The organism is Chryseosolibacter indicum, assembly GCF_018598585.1.
GTDB classification, from domain to species: domain Bacteria; phylum Bacteroidota; class Bacteroidia; order Cytophagales; family Cyclobacteriaceae; genus Chryseosolibacter; species Chryseosolibacter indicus.
Window position 1 is genome coordinate 26,341 of the sequence record NZ_JAHESD010000051.1, and the last position, 16,730, is coordinate 43,070.

Annotated in this window: 13 protein-coding genes and 3 tRNA genes; 10 read left to right on the forward strand and 6 right to left on the reverse strand. The window is 40.5% G+C overall.

Annotated features, from left to right (window positions below; all coding sequences use genetic code 11):
* Position 1 precedes the first annotated feature (1 nt).
* On the forward strand, positions 2-2,443 hold the full coding sequence (locus KK060_RS18395) for a DEAD/DEAH box helicase (protein ID WP_254155246.1): 2,442 nt from the start codon (positions 2-4) through the stop codon (positions 2,441-2,443).
* Positions 2,444-2,503: 60 nt separating this feature from the next.
* On the opposite strand, the gene KK060_RS18400 is transcribed toward KK060_RS18395, so the two are convergent.
* Together KK060_RS18400 and KK060_RS18405 are read right to left on the reverse strand one after the other, a co-directional pair.
* Positions 2,504-3,739: a site-specific integrase gene (locus KK060_RS18400; protein WP_254155247.1), complete on the reverse strand. Its 1,236-nt coding sequence runs from the start codon at positions 3,737-3,739 to the stop codon at positions 2,504-2,506.
* A gap of 250 nt (positions 3,740-3,989) precedes the next feature.
* Positions 3,990-4,062: transfer RNA gene (locus KK060_RS18405), tRNA-Lys, on the reverse strand.
* Between the two features lie 118 nt (positions 4,063-4,180).
* On the opposite strand from KK060_RS18405, the gene KK060_RS18410 reads away from it, so the two are divergent.
* Entirely contained in the window at positions 4,181-4,927 is a 747-nt protein-coding gene (locus KK060_RS18410; RefSeq protein WP_254155248.1) for an SH3 domain-containing protein, read from the forward strand.
* 44 nt (positions 4,928-4,971) lie between these two features.
* On the opposite strand, the gene KK060_RS18415 is transcribed toward KK060_RS18410, so the two are convergent.
* Positions 4,972-7,674: a T9SS type B sorting domain-containing protein gene (locus tag KK060_RS18415; protein ID WP_254155249.1), complete on the reverse strand. Its 2,703-nt coding sequence runs from the start codon at positions 7,672-7,674 to the stop codon at positions 4,972-4,974.
* Positions 7,675-7,852: 178 nt separating this feature from the next.
* Here KK060_RS18415 and rlmD point away from each other — a divergent pair, with 178 nt between their 5' ends.
* Both rlmD and KK060_RS18425 read left to right on the forward strand, forming a co-directional pair.
* Positions 7,853-9,280 carry a 23S rRNA (uracil(1939)-C(5))-methyltransferase RlmD gene (rlmD, locus tag KK060_RS18420; protein ID WP_254155250.1) on the forward strand — a complete coding sequence of 476 codons (1,428 nt, stop codon included), beginning with the start codon at positions 7,853-7,855 and terminating at the stop codon, positions 9,278-9,280.
* A gap of 41 nt (positions 9,281-9,321) precedes the next feature.
* Positions 9,322-9,753, forward strand: a complete 432-nt coding sequence (locus KK060_RS18425; RefSeq protein WP_254155251.1) for a GNAT family N-acetyltransferase — start codon at positions 9,322-9,324, stop codon at positions 9,751-9,753.
* A 90-nt stretch (positions 9,754-9,843) separates the two neighbouring features.
* Here the strand turns inward: KK060_RS18425 and KK060_RS18430 are convergent, their stop codons facing one another.
* A complete protein-coding gene (locus tag KK060_RS18430) occupies positions 9,844-11,532 on the reverse strand; it encodes a S8 family peptidase (RefSeq protein WP_254155252.1) in 1,689 nt (562 codons plus the stop codon).
* Positions 11,533-12,206: 674 nt separating this feature from the next.
* Between KK060_RS18430 and KK060_RS18435 the strand changes: the two genes are divergently transcribed.
* The 3 genes from KK060_RS18435 to KK060_RS18445 all read left to right on the forward strand — a co-directional run bounded on the left by KK060_RS18435 (position 12,207) and on the right by KK060_RS18445 (position 13,670).
* Positions 12,207-12,290: transfer RNA gene (locus KK060_RS18435), tRNA-Leu, on the forward strand.
* A 71-nt stretch (positions 12,291-12,361) separates the two neighbouring features.
* A tRNA-Leu gene (locus KK060_RS18440) sits at positions 12,362-12,443 on the forward strand.
* Positions 12,444-12,563: 120 nt separating this feature from the next.
* On the forward strand, positions 12,564-13,670 hold the full coding sequence (locus tag KK060_RS18445; protein ID WP_254155253.1) for a DNA topoisomerase IB: 1,107 nt from the start codon (positions 12,564-12,566) through the stop codon (positions 13,668-13,670).
* Between the two features lie 3 nt (positions 13,671-13,673).
* Here KK060_RS18445 and KK060_RS18450 read toward each other — a convergent pair whose 3' ends face one another.
* Positions 13,674-14,585, reverse strand: coding sequence for an aspartyl protease family protein (locus KK060_RS18450; RefSeq protein WP_254155254.1), 912 nt, complete (start codon positions 14,583-14,585; stop codon positions 13,674-13,676).
* Positions 14,586-14,921: 336 nt separating this feature from the next.
* On the opposite strand from KK060_RS18450, the gene KK060_RS18455 reads away from it, so the two are divergent.
* The 3 genes from KK060_RS18455 to KK060_RS18465 are packed head-to-tail and all read left to right on the forward strand — an operon-like array spanning position 14,922 to position 16,516.
* The gene (locus KK060_RS18455; RefSeq protein ID WP_254155255.1) at positions 14,922-15,650 is read left to right on the forward strand and encodes an SDR family oxidoreductase; all 729 of its coding nucleotides are present in this window, start codon (positions 14,922-14,924) and stop codon (positions 15,648-15,650) included.
* A gap of 27 nt (positions 15,651-15,677) precedes the next feature.
* Complete coding sequence (locus tag KK060_RS18460) at positions 15,678-16,079, forward strand: DUF1801 domain-containing protein (protein ID WP_254155256.1); 402 nt, start codon at positions 15,678-15,680, stop codon at positions 16,077-16,079.
* 14 nt (positions 16,080-16,093) lie between these two features.
* On the forward strand, positions 16,094-16,516 hold the full coding sequence (locus KK060_RS18465) for a GNAT family N-acetyltransferase (RefSeq protein WP_254155257.1): 423 nt from the start codon (positions 16,094-16,096) through the stop codon (positions 16,514-16,516).
* A gap of 2 nt (positions 16,517-16,518) precedes the next feature.
* Here the strand turns inward: KK060_RS18465 and KK060_RS18470 are convergent.
* The coding region (locus KK060_RS18470; protein WP_367397506.1) for an alpha/beta fold hydrolase at positions 16,519-16,730 on the reverse strand (212 nt) is incomplete at its 5' end.

Consider the following 16,730-nt stretch of genomic DNA (forward strand, 5'->3'; position numbering starts at 1 on the left):
CATGGACCTATCTGAAAAAAGGACGCTAACATCTATTAACAAAATTCCGTTTTTTAGGGACGCTATTCAAGGCCTTACAACTGGGCGCCAGCTTTCGGAAAATGAAAAGAGTTATCTGCTCGCATGCGCAATACTCTTTTTGCGGCATTACGGGCAAGACAAGCGTAGACGAACGTATTGCGACTTTGCTTATTATATCATTTTGAAATATTCTGTGACATATAGTGACTACAGACCACTTTATGACTTTGCAACGGTTTTCGGCTTTTACCCGATAGTCAGCTTTATACTAGATAGGAAGATGCTCCCTGACGAAAGTATCTCTCACCAACTTGTTTCTCTCGAAATTGAGAGGTATCGCAGCGAAGGATATATCGAAACAATACATCAATTCAATGAAAAGAAAAGCTTACTTTCAGATTCTTCCAATAGTTTGAGCTATGTTGCTCCCACCTCATTTGGAAAAAGTTCCGTCATAGTAGATTGCATAAAAGCCGCAACATCTAAGGATCAAAAAATAGCCATTATTGTTCCGACTAAATCTCTTCTAATGCAGACGTATCGCATGATTAGGGATAAAGGATTTGGTAAAAAACTTATAATACATGACGAGATGTATCAAGGTGAGCCAGCCTTTATTGCGATATTCACCCAAGAGCGCGCCCTGCGTTTGTTGGAGAAGAATGAGATTCATTTTGACCTTATTTTCATTGATGAAGCGCATAATATACTTAAAGACGATTCGCGCAGTATTTTACTATCTCGCCTCCTTAATAGGAATTATCGTCTTAATAAGGGTCATCGTGTAGTATATCTTTCACCACTGATCGAGGACATTGAAAATCTTAAGATGTATTCCGATCATTTGATTTCACAGCATAAAATCCATTTCAACATAAAAGAGCCGGAGATTTTTGAGGTCAAACTTAATAATAGCGTTCATAAGTATAATCGCTTCGTAAATGAACACTACCACATTGGCCAGGCTGATGGGCTATTTTCTTATATCCTTAAGACAGCAGGAGAAAAGAATTTCATTTACAACTATCGGCCGATTTACATAGAAAGGCTTGCAAAAGACTTGGCCCAAGCCATTCCTGACAAAATAGTTTCCGAACGGTTACAAGATTTGATTAATAATCTGCGCCAAGAAGTTCACGAAAGATTTTATGCCGTGCAGTATGTCGCAAAAGGCATTATCTACCTACATGGGAAACTTCCCGATTTGATTAAAGAGTACCTCGAAAGCAAGTTCCGTGATATCCCTGAAATAAAGTATGTTGTTGCTAACTCGGTAATTCTTGAAGGCATGAACTTGCCAATTGACACTCTATACGTTTTGAATACCTATTCACTGCAAGGAAAAGAATTAACCAACCTTATAGGTCGAGTAAATCGTCTAAATAATATCTTCAGCAATGAAAACAAAACTTTGGAGAAACTCCTCCCTAAAGTCCACTTTTTGAACAATGAAGACTATAACAGAAAAGGGAGTAGTATGACGAGCAAAATTGAAATGCTGCGAAGCCGGACTTTCCCTGATACAATCGAAAATCCAATTTTAGAATCATTTGACTTCACGAAGCTGAAGATAAATGCAGACCAAAAAGATCGAGCCAAAAAGAAATACGAGCAGATCAAGCGCGATGAGGAATTCTTGAGTAAAGACCCGCAGACCCATCTTGAGAAGCTGAAGCAAAATTTGATAGAATCCGGCATTAGCAACTTTTATAGTAACGTGGACAGATTGTCGGATTTAATCGCCTTAAGGTTGGATGGATTGGTGAAAACAGCGACATGGGGCGCGTATGATGTAATTGAAAAGATCTGGGCGCTTTTCGTAAATGATATTGATTACATAATGGACAAGGAGTTCGCTAGGCTACGATATTCCGAGGCCAGAGCATACTATAAAAACCACATTCTAATTAGCCAGCGAAGGGCACTTAAACAAAACATTAACTACACGGTAGGTTATTTTAAATCACGGATTGCTGACAATAACGGGTTAACCTTTTTTGGAACAACTTACGGTGAGCAAAGTATCGACCCTTTGGATGAAGCAGCAACATCACAACTCTACATTGATTTGACCTCCAAAACCGAAACAGAGCTTGTAAATCTCGCAATCGTCAAATTAAAAATCGAAGATGACTTTGTCAGCTTTAAGGTCAATAAATTCATTGTGATGTTATACGATTATGATCTGATCTCCACAAATGACTATAACGAATACGTCTATGGAACAACCGATCAGCATAAGATTGAACTTACAAAAATCGGGTTGAACATTGGACTTATCAATAAGCTGGAGGCGGACGGTCAGTTAAAAAATATTTTTCTTGATGAATACAACAACCTAGCTGCCAATGCTGAATTCATGGACTATAAAAGTTCTGCGAACGACTTCTATCGTTTTGAGTTGGAAAGATTTTTGGGCTAATTTATTTCGAAATTGAAGCGTATGGAAAAGAACGAGAGTATGTTTTCTCGTTCTTAGTTCTCACCTTGAAAGTTTAACTTTCAAGGCCCTCATATCCTCACTCACCTTCTGATCTAAAATCTTCGCATACTGCTGTGTTGTCCTGAGTGTCTTATGTCCAAGCATCTTACTCACAGTTTCTATTGGTACACCGTTAGTTAAGGTCACGGTAGTAGCGAAGGTATGCCGCGCAGTATGAAATGTCATCTTCTTGTTGATCTCGCATCGGTCGGCAATCTCTTTTAAGTATTCATTCATCTTCTGATTGCTCATCACCGGTAATAGCTTGCCTTGATTCACACACTGCGGATGATCTTTGTACGAGTCCATGATCTTCAATGCCTGTGGCAAAAGCGGAACACGAGTCGAAGTTTCTGTCTTCACACGTTCGGTATGTATCCACTTCTCGCCATCGTGACCGATCACAATGTCAACTCTTTTCAGTTTCTGAACATCCGCGTAAGCGAGACCTGTATAACAACAGAAAACGAAAATATCACGCACGTTGGCGAGGCGATCGGATATGAACTTTAACGCAATAATCCGATCAAGCTCATCTTGCAGCAAGTATGGTCTGTTTGTGTCGCGGATCTTTACTTTGTAGTTCATGAACGGATCTTTGTCCAGCCAGTCATGAGCAACGCAGATGCGAACAATTTTCTTGAGCTTCTTGATCGTTCCCATCGCAGTATTATGCTCGACATTTCGAACGGTCTTCAAAAAGAATTCGTACTCACTAATGAATTGATAGTTGAGCTCGCGAAGCTTGATGTCATCTTTCTTTTTGTGCTTCATAAATTCTTCCAAAGAGTTGAAAGCTGACTTGAATCTTTTCAGTGTTCCTTTTGCATACTCTTTTCCTACCAGGTCGGTGATCTGTTTGATGTGTTCGCGGTAGACCAGCATCAGACTTTTGTCTTTCAAGGGATCGATCTCTTCTTCCTCGATGCCGTGCATAATATTTCGCACCGCTTTGATCGTGACTTCTTTTCCTTTGTTCAATAGTTCACGCTGCGCTTCGTAGATCTGCGCCTGCATGGTTTCAAGAAAGCTGTTGAGTTGTCGCGTCTCTTCTCTCTTCGTCACGATCGCGCGACCTCTTTTCGAATCCCACTTTGTTGGATCGATCTCACGCTGTGTTGAGAATTCTGTTCGATCACCATCAATTGTCAATCGTAAATAGATTGGCATTTTTTCTCCGACTACATAGCCGCTGCGCTTCTTCAATCGGAAATGGACACTGATTGTCTTGTTCATCAAAGTAATTTTTTAATGGTTATTAAATTTCCTTTGATGTCTTTGCAGAATCAAGATGTTCATTGAGTGAACCCCTTGATATTGAATCCCTTATCTCGTTTAGCGAGACCTCATTTTCTCAGCGGCACGCAGGTCCCGAATTAGTCCCGCGACATATGAGAAAAGATGACTTTTTTGGTAAGCGTTAAAAACAAAAAAGCCCACAAAAACGTGTTTTGTGAGCTTTCGAGTGTTTTGGTTTGTCAACCTGTGATCCCGCTGGGATTCGAACCCAGGACCCTTACATTAAAAGTGTAATGCTCTACCAGCTGAGCTACGAGATCGTTTTTACTTTTCTTAGTTCACTTAGCTGTTTTTCTGGTAAGCTAAGTGATCTTCTCAACTACTTTCTTGCTCCTTTATTGTGCTTTTGCGTAATTGAGGGCACAAAGGTAACAGGATATGAAAAAAATGCAAAGCCGATCGATAAAAAATATTACTTTTTACATCACGCTGATACTCACCACTTTTCAATACACTTATGCTCAAACTTCTTCTTTTCAACTAAAAACTGCTGATTCTCTCTTCCTGGCAAAGCGTTATACCCAGTCTTTTGAGCACTATAAAGAGATCTTAGATCAGAAACAGTATACACCTGCCATGGTTCTCAAGATGGCATTTATACAGGAAGGTTTGGATAATGTGGGACAGGCCATGTATTATCTTAATTTGTATTACTCGCTTACAAACGATAAGGCAGTACTCGACAAGATGACTGAACTTGCTGATAAGCACAATCTTGAAGGTTATGAAACTTCAGACACTGACCACTTCCTTGACTTTTATTACGACAACTACCTCTACATCACAGCAGGAATAGCGGCAATTGTCATCTTTTTTCTCTCACTGACCTTTTATACAAAACTGAAATTGCATAAGCGTCCGATATTCGCCGGCGCCTTCGTGATGCTGTTACTGATTGGTTTCTTCCTCCATGTTAACTTTGGAGATCGCGCCACAACAGCAATAATCACCAACACCCGTACCTATATAATGAATGGCCCCTCACCAGGAGCACCCTTGGTAACAATAACAGGAGATGGCCACCGCGTGAAGATTCTTGGAAAAACCGATGTATGGACTAAAATACAATGGGGAGGACAAACAGCCTACGTAAGAGATAACAGCCTGCTGCCCATACGTCTCTAACATCAAATAAACTATTGGCTATCACTTTAAGCTTTCTGCTTTCATCAATAGCGTAAGGTCAGTGATCCCTTGTATTCCCGGTTTGTATAGTTTACGGTGTAGAAGTAGATACCGGAGGCTTCAGCATCAGGATACCAACGGAAATTTCTTTGCGAACTTTGAAAGACTTGCTTACCCCATCTGTTGTAGATTCTGATGGAGCTGAATTGCCCCGCGCAATTATCCAATGGTAAGTTGGCAAGATGTATTTCACCGCATTCACGTTCTTCAATTCCTTCCAGCGCAAAGAAGTCATTGCACTTATCGCCATTTGGGGTAATAAAGTTAGGTGGGATAAAGTCTTTGTCACTGCCCTCAATGTCCTTCACCTTTAATCCAATGTTAAAAGTATCGGACAACACAGAAAAACATCTGTTATCTATGGCCCTGAACCTGAAGACATAATCATTCTCATACACGTTGTTCTTGTAGATAGAACAATCCGGTTTCCAGTTGAATGTTCCGTTTAAAGGACTCAAGCCCTCAACAGGCGTAAATGAATATCCTTCTGGTTTTACATTTCCGGAGGCTTCAATTAATTCTATTTTTATTCTGTCCGGCGGATTAACATCCATATCTGTTGCTGTAAGCTGGAGGGAAACCTCCTGGTCAATGATCATAGATAGTTGATCTCCGCCGATTAAAGGTACTGCAGGATTAAGACTCGTAACTGTTAACGAAGGTGAGCGGTTGTCTGGCGGAAGAAGTTTTACATTCACCTGTAAAGTATCACTCCGCGAAACAAAACAATAATCGGGTTCTTCTTTTACAATGAAGGTAAACAAATACTGATCACTTGCCCTCAGGTCTACTGTTTTGCAATCAGGCGTCCAGTTGAATCTGGAATTAACAACGCCATCAGCGGTAGCAGTAGGAAATGAAATGTTGTATGCTGACATGTTAAAACCTTCTCCATATCCGGAAAGGGTTAACTCATTATTATCACTATCCGTACCAAACACTCCAAACGTTATGGGTGAATATACCTTTTGCTCTATACCGTTTTGTAGCGCCGCAGAGGAAAGTGTTGAGCCAATTTCCGGTTTAGCGTTATTGGGTAGCTTAACAGTAAGATCAAAAAGAGTTATATCAGGTTGTTCGAGTTTACAACCATCAACATCATCAAGGTATAATCTTATCTTAAAATTGGTCCGCTCCGTAAAATCAAAAACACGGCAGCGTGTATCCCACACGAGTGTATCGCGATATAAGCCATTGTTTAAAGTACCACCTGTAAAACTGAATCCTGCTTCGGTAAAGTTAAAACCATTTGTTACTACCTTCACTGTTAAAGCATCATTGTCCACATCAATTCCTTCAATCGGCCACTTTACTAACTGGTCGTAATTGTTTGTCTGCTGAATGTTCCCTGTTGGAATAGTAAAGATAGCGGGGTTATTATCAGGAGGCTCAATATTAACAGTAATCTTTAGCGTATCAAGGAGGGGAAGACTGCAGGCGTCGTCTGCAGCGATAATGCCAATCTGGTAAGGGCCAAACTTATGAGGACATTTATCAAAACAGAGCTTGAATATCTTTTCTGATTCACTTTTCGTAAGTGTTGCAGTAGAAATATCCGGAAGTAAATTAGATACATCACCATTAAAGCCAAGGGGAATTGCCCGTATTGAAATATTCTCTGAACCATCTCGCATTACATCAGGATCCGTAATACGCACTTCAATACAACGCTGGTTGTCAGGCGTATTTTTAGAAAAGTTTACAGACATGGTGTTGGTGTAAGTAAAATTAGTGTCACCTAACTTTCTTCCCGATATCTGTGGTGGATCAGCAGGATGGCAGTCAAGAACATACATCTGAAAATCTCTTCGCAGCTCACCAATTTTTACACCATTTCTGAACTCTTCACATTTTACTGCAAACACAAACAGGCCTTCGATATTACCTGGAGTAACGGTAAGCAAACCATCTTTACTGATTTTAAGATCAGGGTTACCACCCATAATGTTGTTGAGGCTGTATGGAGCTATCCATTTTACAGTAGGGAAGGGGGCAGGCCCTGGTCCTCCCGTTGGAATGGCCTCCGCGGTATGGGTGTTCAGGGGCGTAACTAAAGAATAGGCAAGTGAATCACCATCTACATCAGTGCCGGCGAAGTTTGCGTAGTATGGTTTGTTGATGCAACCATAGTCACTTAGCGGAGGAAATAACTGAGGAGAAGAGTTTCTGAATGGCTTTCCATTTCTAACTACCGGAGGAAATTCAAGGTAGAAAGTTTGCCCAGCAGCATCAGGGTGGCTTGTATTGGTCGAAGGATCAACACTTACAATATTTAAGAGCTTATTTACATTGTAGTTTCTGCAGCATCTTTCCCATACAATATAATATCCCTTACTGTCAGAGAACTCTTCCGGTGTCATTTCCAATGTGATAGTATAAACCAGTTTTGAAGTCCTTACACCACCCACTGAACAATTTGGCTGTGTATAGTTTACATTCACCTCGTCTTTGAAATTAAGGATAACTTCATTCCTTATAATGGCATTGTCTCTTTTTCTATAAATACGTGCTCGCACATCAGGGTCACGCGCACCTGCTGAGCCATTATTAAGGTCAAAGTACAGGATCAGATTGATTCTGTATGTGTTACCGGATACATATAGAATTTCAAATTCACCACCTACTATGTGTGATGCTACTACCGGAAATGCTAATAAACACAGAATGACGAGTAAAAACCTTTTCATACCTGAGCGAGAATCTAAATATAAGAAATCAAACAGAGGCATAAAACTCCGTAATTCAGTAGTTTTGCGCTCTCTGTAAAATTATGAATTGGAGTGTCAAAACGACTTTTTTTGACATGAATATCGATCAGAGCAACTTTGATATAGACGAGATTAATTAATGGATAGGATTAACAGAATGAAAAAAGGTGACGTCATTGAGAATATTCATGTTGACACAATGGCCGCTGAAGGCAAATGTGTGGCTAAAATCAATGGTCAGATTATTTTTTTAGAAGGATGTGCACCAGGCGACACGGTTACAGCTGAGCTAACTAAAGTTAAAAGCTCTTTTCTTGAAGGAAGAGTAACAGCCATTACAAGCTTCTCGTCATCCCGCGTTCAGCCCTTTTGCATTCACTTCGGCCTGTGTGGTGGCTGCTCGTGGCAGCATATTGGGTACGAAACACAATTGTCGTATAAGCATCAACAGGTAATCGATAACCTCGAGCGTATAGGTGGGCTTACTTTGCCTGCAGTGTTTCCTATTCTTGGTTCTGAAAAGACAAGGTATTACAGAAACAAGCTCGACTATACTTTTTCCTCACAGCGATGGCTCACAAAGAATGAACTTGCAACATCACTCACAGACCCTCAGCATAATGTAGAGCCAGGGCTGGGCTATCATATTCCGCGCAAGTATGATAAAGTGTTTGATGTATTGCAATGCCATCTGCAACCTGATCCTTCTAATGCCATAAGATTGGCAGCGAAGGATGAAGCAATAAAAAACAACATTCCCTTCTTCGACTTACGCAAACAGATTGGGTTTTTAAGAACACTTACCATTCGCACGGCAAATACAGGGGGGGTGATGGTGATTTTACAGGTAACGTATGATAAGATGGAATGGATCGAGAAGATCCTTAATCGTCTGGTCAGCGATTTTCCGCAGATCACTTCCTGCAATTATGTGATCAATGGAAAGAAGAACGATACATTCAGCGATTTGAATATCACTTGCTGGAAGGGTAATCCATACATTACCGAAGAGATGCCTAAACCAGATGGTACTGGTATACTTCAATACCGTGTGGGGCCAAAGTCTTTTTATCAGACAAACTCAGATCAGGCTTATCAATTGTATAAACTCACCTGGCAGATGGCAAACATCCAAAATCATGAACTTGTGTATGACCTCTATACAGGTACGGGTACCATTGCCAACTTTGTAGCTGGGCAGGCAAAAAAAGTTGTAGGACTTGAGTACGTTAAGGAAGCCATAGAAGATGCAAAAGTCAATTCACAGATCAATGGCATTACCAATACAGATTTTTATGCTGGCGATATCAAAGATCTGCTTAATGAAAACTTCTTATCTGTTCACGGTAAACCGGATGTTGTAATTACAGATCCCCCAAGGGCCGGAATGCATGAAGATGTTACTAAAATGTTATTGCAGGCAGAACCCAAGCGAATAGTTTATGTTAGCTGCAACGCAGCCACGCAGGCGCGTGATCTTAAGTTGCTTGCCGAAAAGTATAACATTGTAGCAGTACAACCCGTTGATATGTTTCCGCATACCATGCACGTTGAAAACATTGTTTCTCTCACCATTAAGGTTTAAGAGTTTTATACGCAAGACATTTGGTATTAAAATTCGCAAGAATGATTACGACAGTTAAAGCTGATGAGTTTAACGAACTTATCGAGGTATGGGAAGCTTCTGTGAGAGCTACTCACGATTTTCTCTCTGAAGAAAATATCATGTACTTTAAACCGCTTATACTCAACCAGTATTTTTACTTGGTGCAGCTCTCAGCATTCAGAAATCAGGAAGGGAGGATCATTGGTTTTGCAGGTGTTGGTGAAGACAAACTTGAAATGCTTTTTATTCATCCTGATTGCAGAGGGAAGGGAGTGGGAAAGCATTTGCTGCAACATGCTATTCAAAATATGAACGTGAGAAAGGTGGATGTGAATGAACAGAATGTCCAGGCCACCGCATTTTATACTCACATGGGTTTCAAAATAATTGGGCGCTCAGAAACAGATGGATTAGGCAAACCATTTCCTCTTCTTCACCTGGAACTCCAATAAATGTTTAAGGTTCAAGGTTTAAAGTTCCAGGTGCAACAACCTTAAAACATTTAACCTTAAACCTTAAACTCAGAACCCGGGGCCTCGAAACTACTTTGCCGCCTGCTTGTTACTCTTTTCCATAGCAAGCTTTACAGCTTCATAAGCATTAACAAGGCCACCTGTGCTGCTCAGTTGACTAAACTCTACCTGTTCATCTTTAGTCCCAGGGCGCGTTACCTTTAGCTGGTCGAATTTGCGTGTAGACTGGCGTAGTATCTCTTTTACTTCTTGCGCTTTTAAATCAGGGAAATAAGACATAATAATCGCTGCAACTCCTGATGTTGCAGGGCATGCCATACTTGTTCCCTGTAAATTTTCGTAAGCATTATTTGGTGTAGTAGAATAGATTTGTACACCAGGCGCAAAAAGGTCTACCGACTTCTTTCCATAGTTTGAGAACGATCCTACAAATTCATCATCCGCTCCGTAAGAAGAAGCGCCGATCTCCAGCCAGTTTTTAGCTTGCCCTCCGCTCTTAAAATTTCTGTTAGGATAATTGGTCTTGTTGGGATCATCCAAATCATCACCATCGTTGCCCGCAGCGTGGATCAATAGTACGCCTTTTGATTCAGCATATTTTACAGCTTTGTCTACTGCTTCTTTTTGAGGAGAAAATGCTTTTCCAAAACTCATGTTGATGATGTTGGCTCCATTGTCAGCAGCGTAAATGATTGCGTTGGCTACGTCTTTATCGCGTTCATCGCCGTTGGGTACTGCCCTTACTGACATGATCTTTACATGGTCTGCAATACCTTTTGTACCAATGGTGTTGGTGCGGTTTGCTGCAATAATACCAGCTACGTGTGTGCCATGCGTTGCATCAGGTCCTTCAACGTCATTATTGCCATAACCTTTTTCATTCAGGTTATTAACATCATCTCCTATAACCGTGCGTGAATTGAACTCGGTATTGTAACCATACTCAACGGCTACCTTAAAATGATTAACTCCTTCCTCAAGCTGATGCAAATACCCATCGAGTTCTGTAAGAAAGTCTTTTACGGCAAGGTCACCGTCTATGCTTTCCATTATCTTCATCAATGTTTGTTTAGCAAAATTTACAGTGTCATTCTTTGCTTCAACTCCCGCAAGGCTTGATTTTAATACCGGCTTGCCAGTTGCTTTTTCAAGTACACTATCACAGAACTCAATGGTTTGGTAAGCATTGCTATACATTTCATACTGTTGTTTGTATTGCGAATACTGATCACCATTGAATTTAGAATCGTTGTCGTATTTCGCTTTTACCTTTTTCCAGTATTCATATTCTGCTTTCTGTTTTTTACCGATCTTCTTTTCGTCAATATTTTCGTATTTAGGTTTTAACCTTGCATACTCACGCGTTACTTCATAAGTATCTTCATTTACATTGCCGTTCTTCCCACCGATAAAATTCCAACCATGGATATCGTCTACGTAACCATTCTTGTCATCATCTATTCCATTGCCAGGTATTTCATCCTCGTTCGTCCAGATGACATCTTTAAGATCTTCGTGCTCAATATCAATTCCTGAATCGATTACGGCAACTAAAACAGTACGTGCCGGTTTATCCTTTAAAAGGGTTGAATATGTCTTCTCAGCACTAACTCCCTGTACTGAATCAGTACCAGGATCGCGGATAAACCAGTCCTTTGGAGGAGCCCCGGTAGTATCAGGTTGTTGAAAAGCATGTGAAAATTGAAATTGTAAGAGTGTAATTAAGAGTACTATTAAACCCGCTAACCGGTTCTTCATAAATGTAATTATTAATTGTTGCGAATATAGGGGTAAGCCAAAACTATTCCTGTTAATTTTATTTGAAGGGTATACCCCTAAATTGTTACAAAAGCCGCTTGAATCTTACTTCTGTGCCAAGCGGCCATTGTCTGCCGAATACTTTCGGGTTTCAACAGCCATCTTTGACTTAGTCATAAATCCAAACCACTACGTTTATGATAGCTGTTTTTACGTCCATACTTATTTTCTATAGCTTATTGTTTTGGTATGTTGAAAAGTGCCATCGGATGCGGTATGGAAAACCGTCTTTGTCGGGGCAGAAAGGATAAACCTCTTTTTCTCGGCATCGAACCGATTTAGAAGGCCATCCTGGGATATACTGACGAGCCAGCTAGGGCGAAGCTACGACGGAGCTAGAGTCAGGTTCCTGTTCTCATACTGAAATTTTGGCAGTATCGAGATGAACGAAGCATACGCTTTCTTCCCTTAATAAACAGATCCTTTAGGGAACGAAGTTATTTACTTGCTTTTTTGCGGAAAATAAAATCACTTTTGAATCATTCTGGTCGCTGTATTGGGAAAATTCCTAATCCTTTATACATTTGTCGCCCATTCTGACAGGTTTAGGTTTATAGAGGTCAAGATTTGTACTGATTACAACACTTGGCAACATTAAATGGAAAACCGTTAAAGCCCAGGTGGCGAAATTGGTAGACGCACTACTTTGAGGTGGTAGCGCCTTTGCGGGTGTGCTGGTTCGAGTCCAGTCCTGGGCACTAAATTTAGTTCAAGGTTCATCTCTATGGTTTTACACCCACGAGTTTTAGCCTTGAACTTTGATTTTAAGGCCGAAGTGGTGGAATTGGTAGACACGCACGTTTCAGGGGCGTGTGTCGCAAGACATGCGGGTTCGAGTCCCGCCTTCGGTACTTCTAAACTCTCTTCTTTCTGCAACCCAACCCAGAACCGCCCACCCAGAACCCAGAACTCAGAACCTCGAACCTTAAACAAGATTGGAGTTGGCACGCCTTTAGGCTCTACGCATTTATATGCGTGCAGTACCACATTTATTAACACATAGAGATTTTATCAAGATCGATAAAAACTATGAGGCAGCAGCTTCGGTTGTTAATCTTACTTACGTTTCAGATAAAGAAGCTGGTATTACCCGGGTGAAAAAGGGTAATGGTTTCTCTTATACATACAAGGGTAATACTGTTAGAGACCCTAAAACGCTGGAGCGGATCAAGAAGCTCGTTATACCGCCTGCATGGACCAAAGTTTGGATTTGCCCAACATCCGAAGGTCACATTCAGGCTACTGGATATGATGCTCGAAACAGAAAACAATACCGGTACCATAACCGTTGGTCTGCATTACAGCAGGAGACCAAGTTTCACCGTCTCATAGAATTTGGTAAGGTTCTTCCTGAACTTCGGAAACGACTACAGAAAGACCTCGATCAGCCAGGGTTTCCTGTAAGCAAGATCATGGCTATTGTTCTGAGTTTAATGGAGCGAACATTTATCCGTATTGGCAACGAGGGTTACGAGAAACAGTATGGGTCTTATGGGCTTACTACACTTAAGGATAACCATGTTGACATAAAAGGAAGCGAAGTCACCTTTTCCTTTAAGGGGAAGAAAGGAGTTTATCATAAAGTAAAGCTTAAGAGTAAGAAATTTGCCAAGCTTGTAAGGCAATGTAAAGCCATTCCTGGTAAAGAGTTATTTCAGTATTACGATGAGAATGGCGAGCATCGCAAGATCGACTCTGGTCAGGTAAACCAATACCTCAAAGAATGCTTGCAGATGGATTTCACAACCAAAGACTTCAGAACATGGGCAGGTACGCTATCGATGCTTCAGGCATTGAGGGCTGCTGCGAAATGTGAGAAGAAATCTGATTACAAGAAAAACATAGTGGCTGCCATGCAGGAAGTGAGTCAGAAGCTGGGCAATACCGTTGCCGTATGCAAGAAGTACTATGTGCATCCGGAGATTGTAAACCTGTATAATTCAGATACACTTCACCAGTATTTCGAAACAGGACATATTGATTCAAAGGAGAAGCAATATGGCCTGTCGAGCGATGAGGAAATACTGATGAAGATTCTTAGCGTGGTGCAAAAATCAAAAGTAGAAATTACTTGCTAGTGTTTACGTGTCGAGTTTTTTAAGGCAGGCATAAGCCCGGCAATAGTTTAGTATTACGATGTAATCTTTAAGTATTTCCATACCGATAGACGCCTCGTTACGCGATGGCGATTCAACAATGCTGGCCAGTACTCTCTTCAGCTTGAAGTTCTCTAAAGTTAAGATGTGAACTACTTTGCTGAATCCCATAAAATCACCATTGAGTCCTCGTCCTATAACTGATTTCTCCATAAACCCTCCAAACTGCTCAACGTCTGTAGTTTTAAGAAGAAGCCCAATGGAAGAGCCGGTATCAATCATTAGATCATAGCTTACGGTTTTCCCTCCCAAAGAAATTGTCGATGTGATAACGGGTTTCGAATCATCAACGCGCAAGGGTATTTTTAAATGATCTTCCGGCGCATTTGCGCTTGCCGCAGGACGAAACGTTATTTCCTGTGTTCGTGAATTTATCTCTATCTCAAATTTCTGGAAGATATCATATCCTATAACACCATGGATATCTTTGTATTTGCCGAACAGGTTCTTCTGCGGTACAACCACTATGGGTACACTCCGCCCAAGCACTGCGTCAATAGTCACACGGTTATTTAACGAAAGGTGGCCGAGCACGGCGTTACCATCTCCTAACCCGGAAAAGATAACTTCCTTGGTCTTATCTACTGATAAAAGCTTTTCAAACTTTTTCCCAAATAGAACAAGGTTTCTGCAACCCGTGTCGAGCAGCAGGTTTACTTTCACTGAGTCGTTAATGGTAACTGGCAGAATAATAAGGTTTGAAAGCGTTCTAAACTTCAAAGTTACTTTCATCATCGAATCAGGAAGTGCGAAACCAACTATGGGGCCACCGTAGGAGCAATGGTAGAACAAGAACAGTATACAAAATTGTATAATTGGGAGTCTGGGTAGTTTCATAAAGGGGAGGAGTTAATTGTAATGAAGCTACCCTCCTCCTATACAATTAGAAACACGTAAAACGCCTGATTTTAATGGAAAATCGTTTGTGTTAAAATAACGTTGCTACCCTTGGGTTACACGAAAAATAGGTATATGTATCGGTAAATTATGGATAATCATACCCCTCAAATGGGGTTAGCACTGGAAATACATTAAACGATAGTTATGAGAAACTTTAAGTGTTGTGATGGCTTTCATGAGGATTGCGAAGTAATATCTTAATTCGAATAGGTATGATTAATTTGATTTGTATTTTGTAAGCACTAATTATAACGATCACTTAAATAAAAGCGAATGAATTTATCAGGTAATAAGATACTAATTACAGGCGGTGCCAGTGGAATTGGGTTTGGACTTGCTGAAAGATTTATACAAGAGGGTAACGTAGTTATTATCTGCGGGCGAAGAGAAAACGTACTAAAGGAAGCGTCAACTAAATTGCCGGGTGTTATCACAAAAGTATGTGACCTTGCTAACGAAAGGCAGCGCGTTGAGCTCTTTAACTGGATATCACAAGAACATCCTGACCTTAATGTTCTTGTTAATAACGCAGGAGTCCAAAACTGGATAAATGTTACTGATGCAGATTTTTATGAGAAGGCTAAAGCAGAAATAATAACCAACGTAGAAGCACCGCTTCATCTAGTTACACTATTTATCAAGCTCAGCTCACTCAAAACAATCATTAATGTAACCTCTGGACTGTCATTTGTGCCACTTACAAAAGTACCAGTATACTCTGCTACCAAAGCATTCTTTCATTCCTTCACGTTATCTTTGCAATACTTACTGAAGTCAAAGAACATTGAAGTTATTGAGATGATACCTCCTGCATTAAATACAGACCTTGGCGGGAAGGGATTGCACGATGCCGCGCGCCCTGTAAGCGGTTTTGTTGAATCTATATTCAAGCAGTTAAAAGAAGGCAAAACAGAATTAACTTACGGCTTTAGTGAAGCAATGGCAAAGGCAAATCCTGAGGAATTAAAAAACAGCTTTAACAGGATGAATCCTCCGCTTTAATACTTACTTCGTCTTAAATATTATAATATGCCCTCAAATAAATTGAAGGAAACTAATGAGGTGAATGACTTTCTGGATAATCTTGAGCATCCTTTAATGCCTATTATTCTGAAATTAAGGAGTGTTATTTTAACCTCCGATAAGAAGCTTACAGAACATATTAAATGGAATGCCCCAAGCTTTTGTATTAATGGAGATGACAGGATTACCATGAAGTTATTCCCTCCTAAAAATGTTCAAATCATCTTTCATCGAGGAGCAAAAGTTAAAGCACAGCCAAAAGAGAAGTTAATAGACGATATTACTGGTCTGTTAAAGTGGGTGACAAATGACCGTGCGGTAGCAACTTTCACCTCATTAGAAGAAGTTGAATCCAAAGCGAGTGATCTAAAAGTCATCGTAAAGAAATGGATTGAATTTGCTTTGTAGAAGATTAATTGGCCATGGTAGTTGAACAAATAAGACCGGAGGTAACGTGGTATATAAGACAACAGGTAATGTGGCCTGATAAACCGATTGACTTTGTAAAACTGGAAGATGATTTTGAGGGGTTTCATTACGGTCTTTATAAAGATCATGTGCTCACTTCTGTAATCTCCTGCTTCGAAAAGGGTGATGAATTGCAATTCAGAAAGTTTGCAACTTTAAAAGAATATCAGGGCCAAGGCCTGGGTACGTACTTGTTAAACTACATTCTTGATGATGCCATAAAGCGTGGATTTAAACGGATCTGGTGCAATGCAAGGGCGGATAAGAAAGGTTTTTATGAAAAGTTCGGACTAGCTGATACAAGTAAAGCCTTCTCAAAAGAAGGCGTTACATTTACCATCATGGAATTAATTGTATCGCGAAAAAGCTCTGGGTAATCTTACTTGGACAGAAAGTCTAGCAATGGTTTTATAAAACGATCAAAGGCTTCAATGTGGGGGAGGTGTCCGACATTGTCAAGTTCAACCAATTTCGAGTTTAATATTTTCTTCTGCGTGTCTCTTCCCAACTGAGGATAATTGCCTAATGTTTTACGAACATCTTCCGGTATAGTGTTTTTCCCGATAGCAGTTCTATCACGCTGTCCAATGA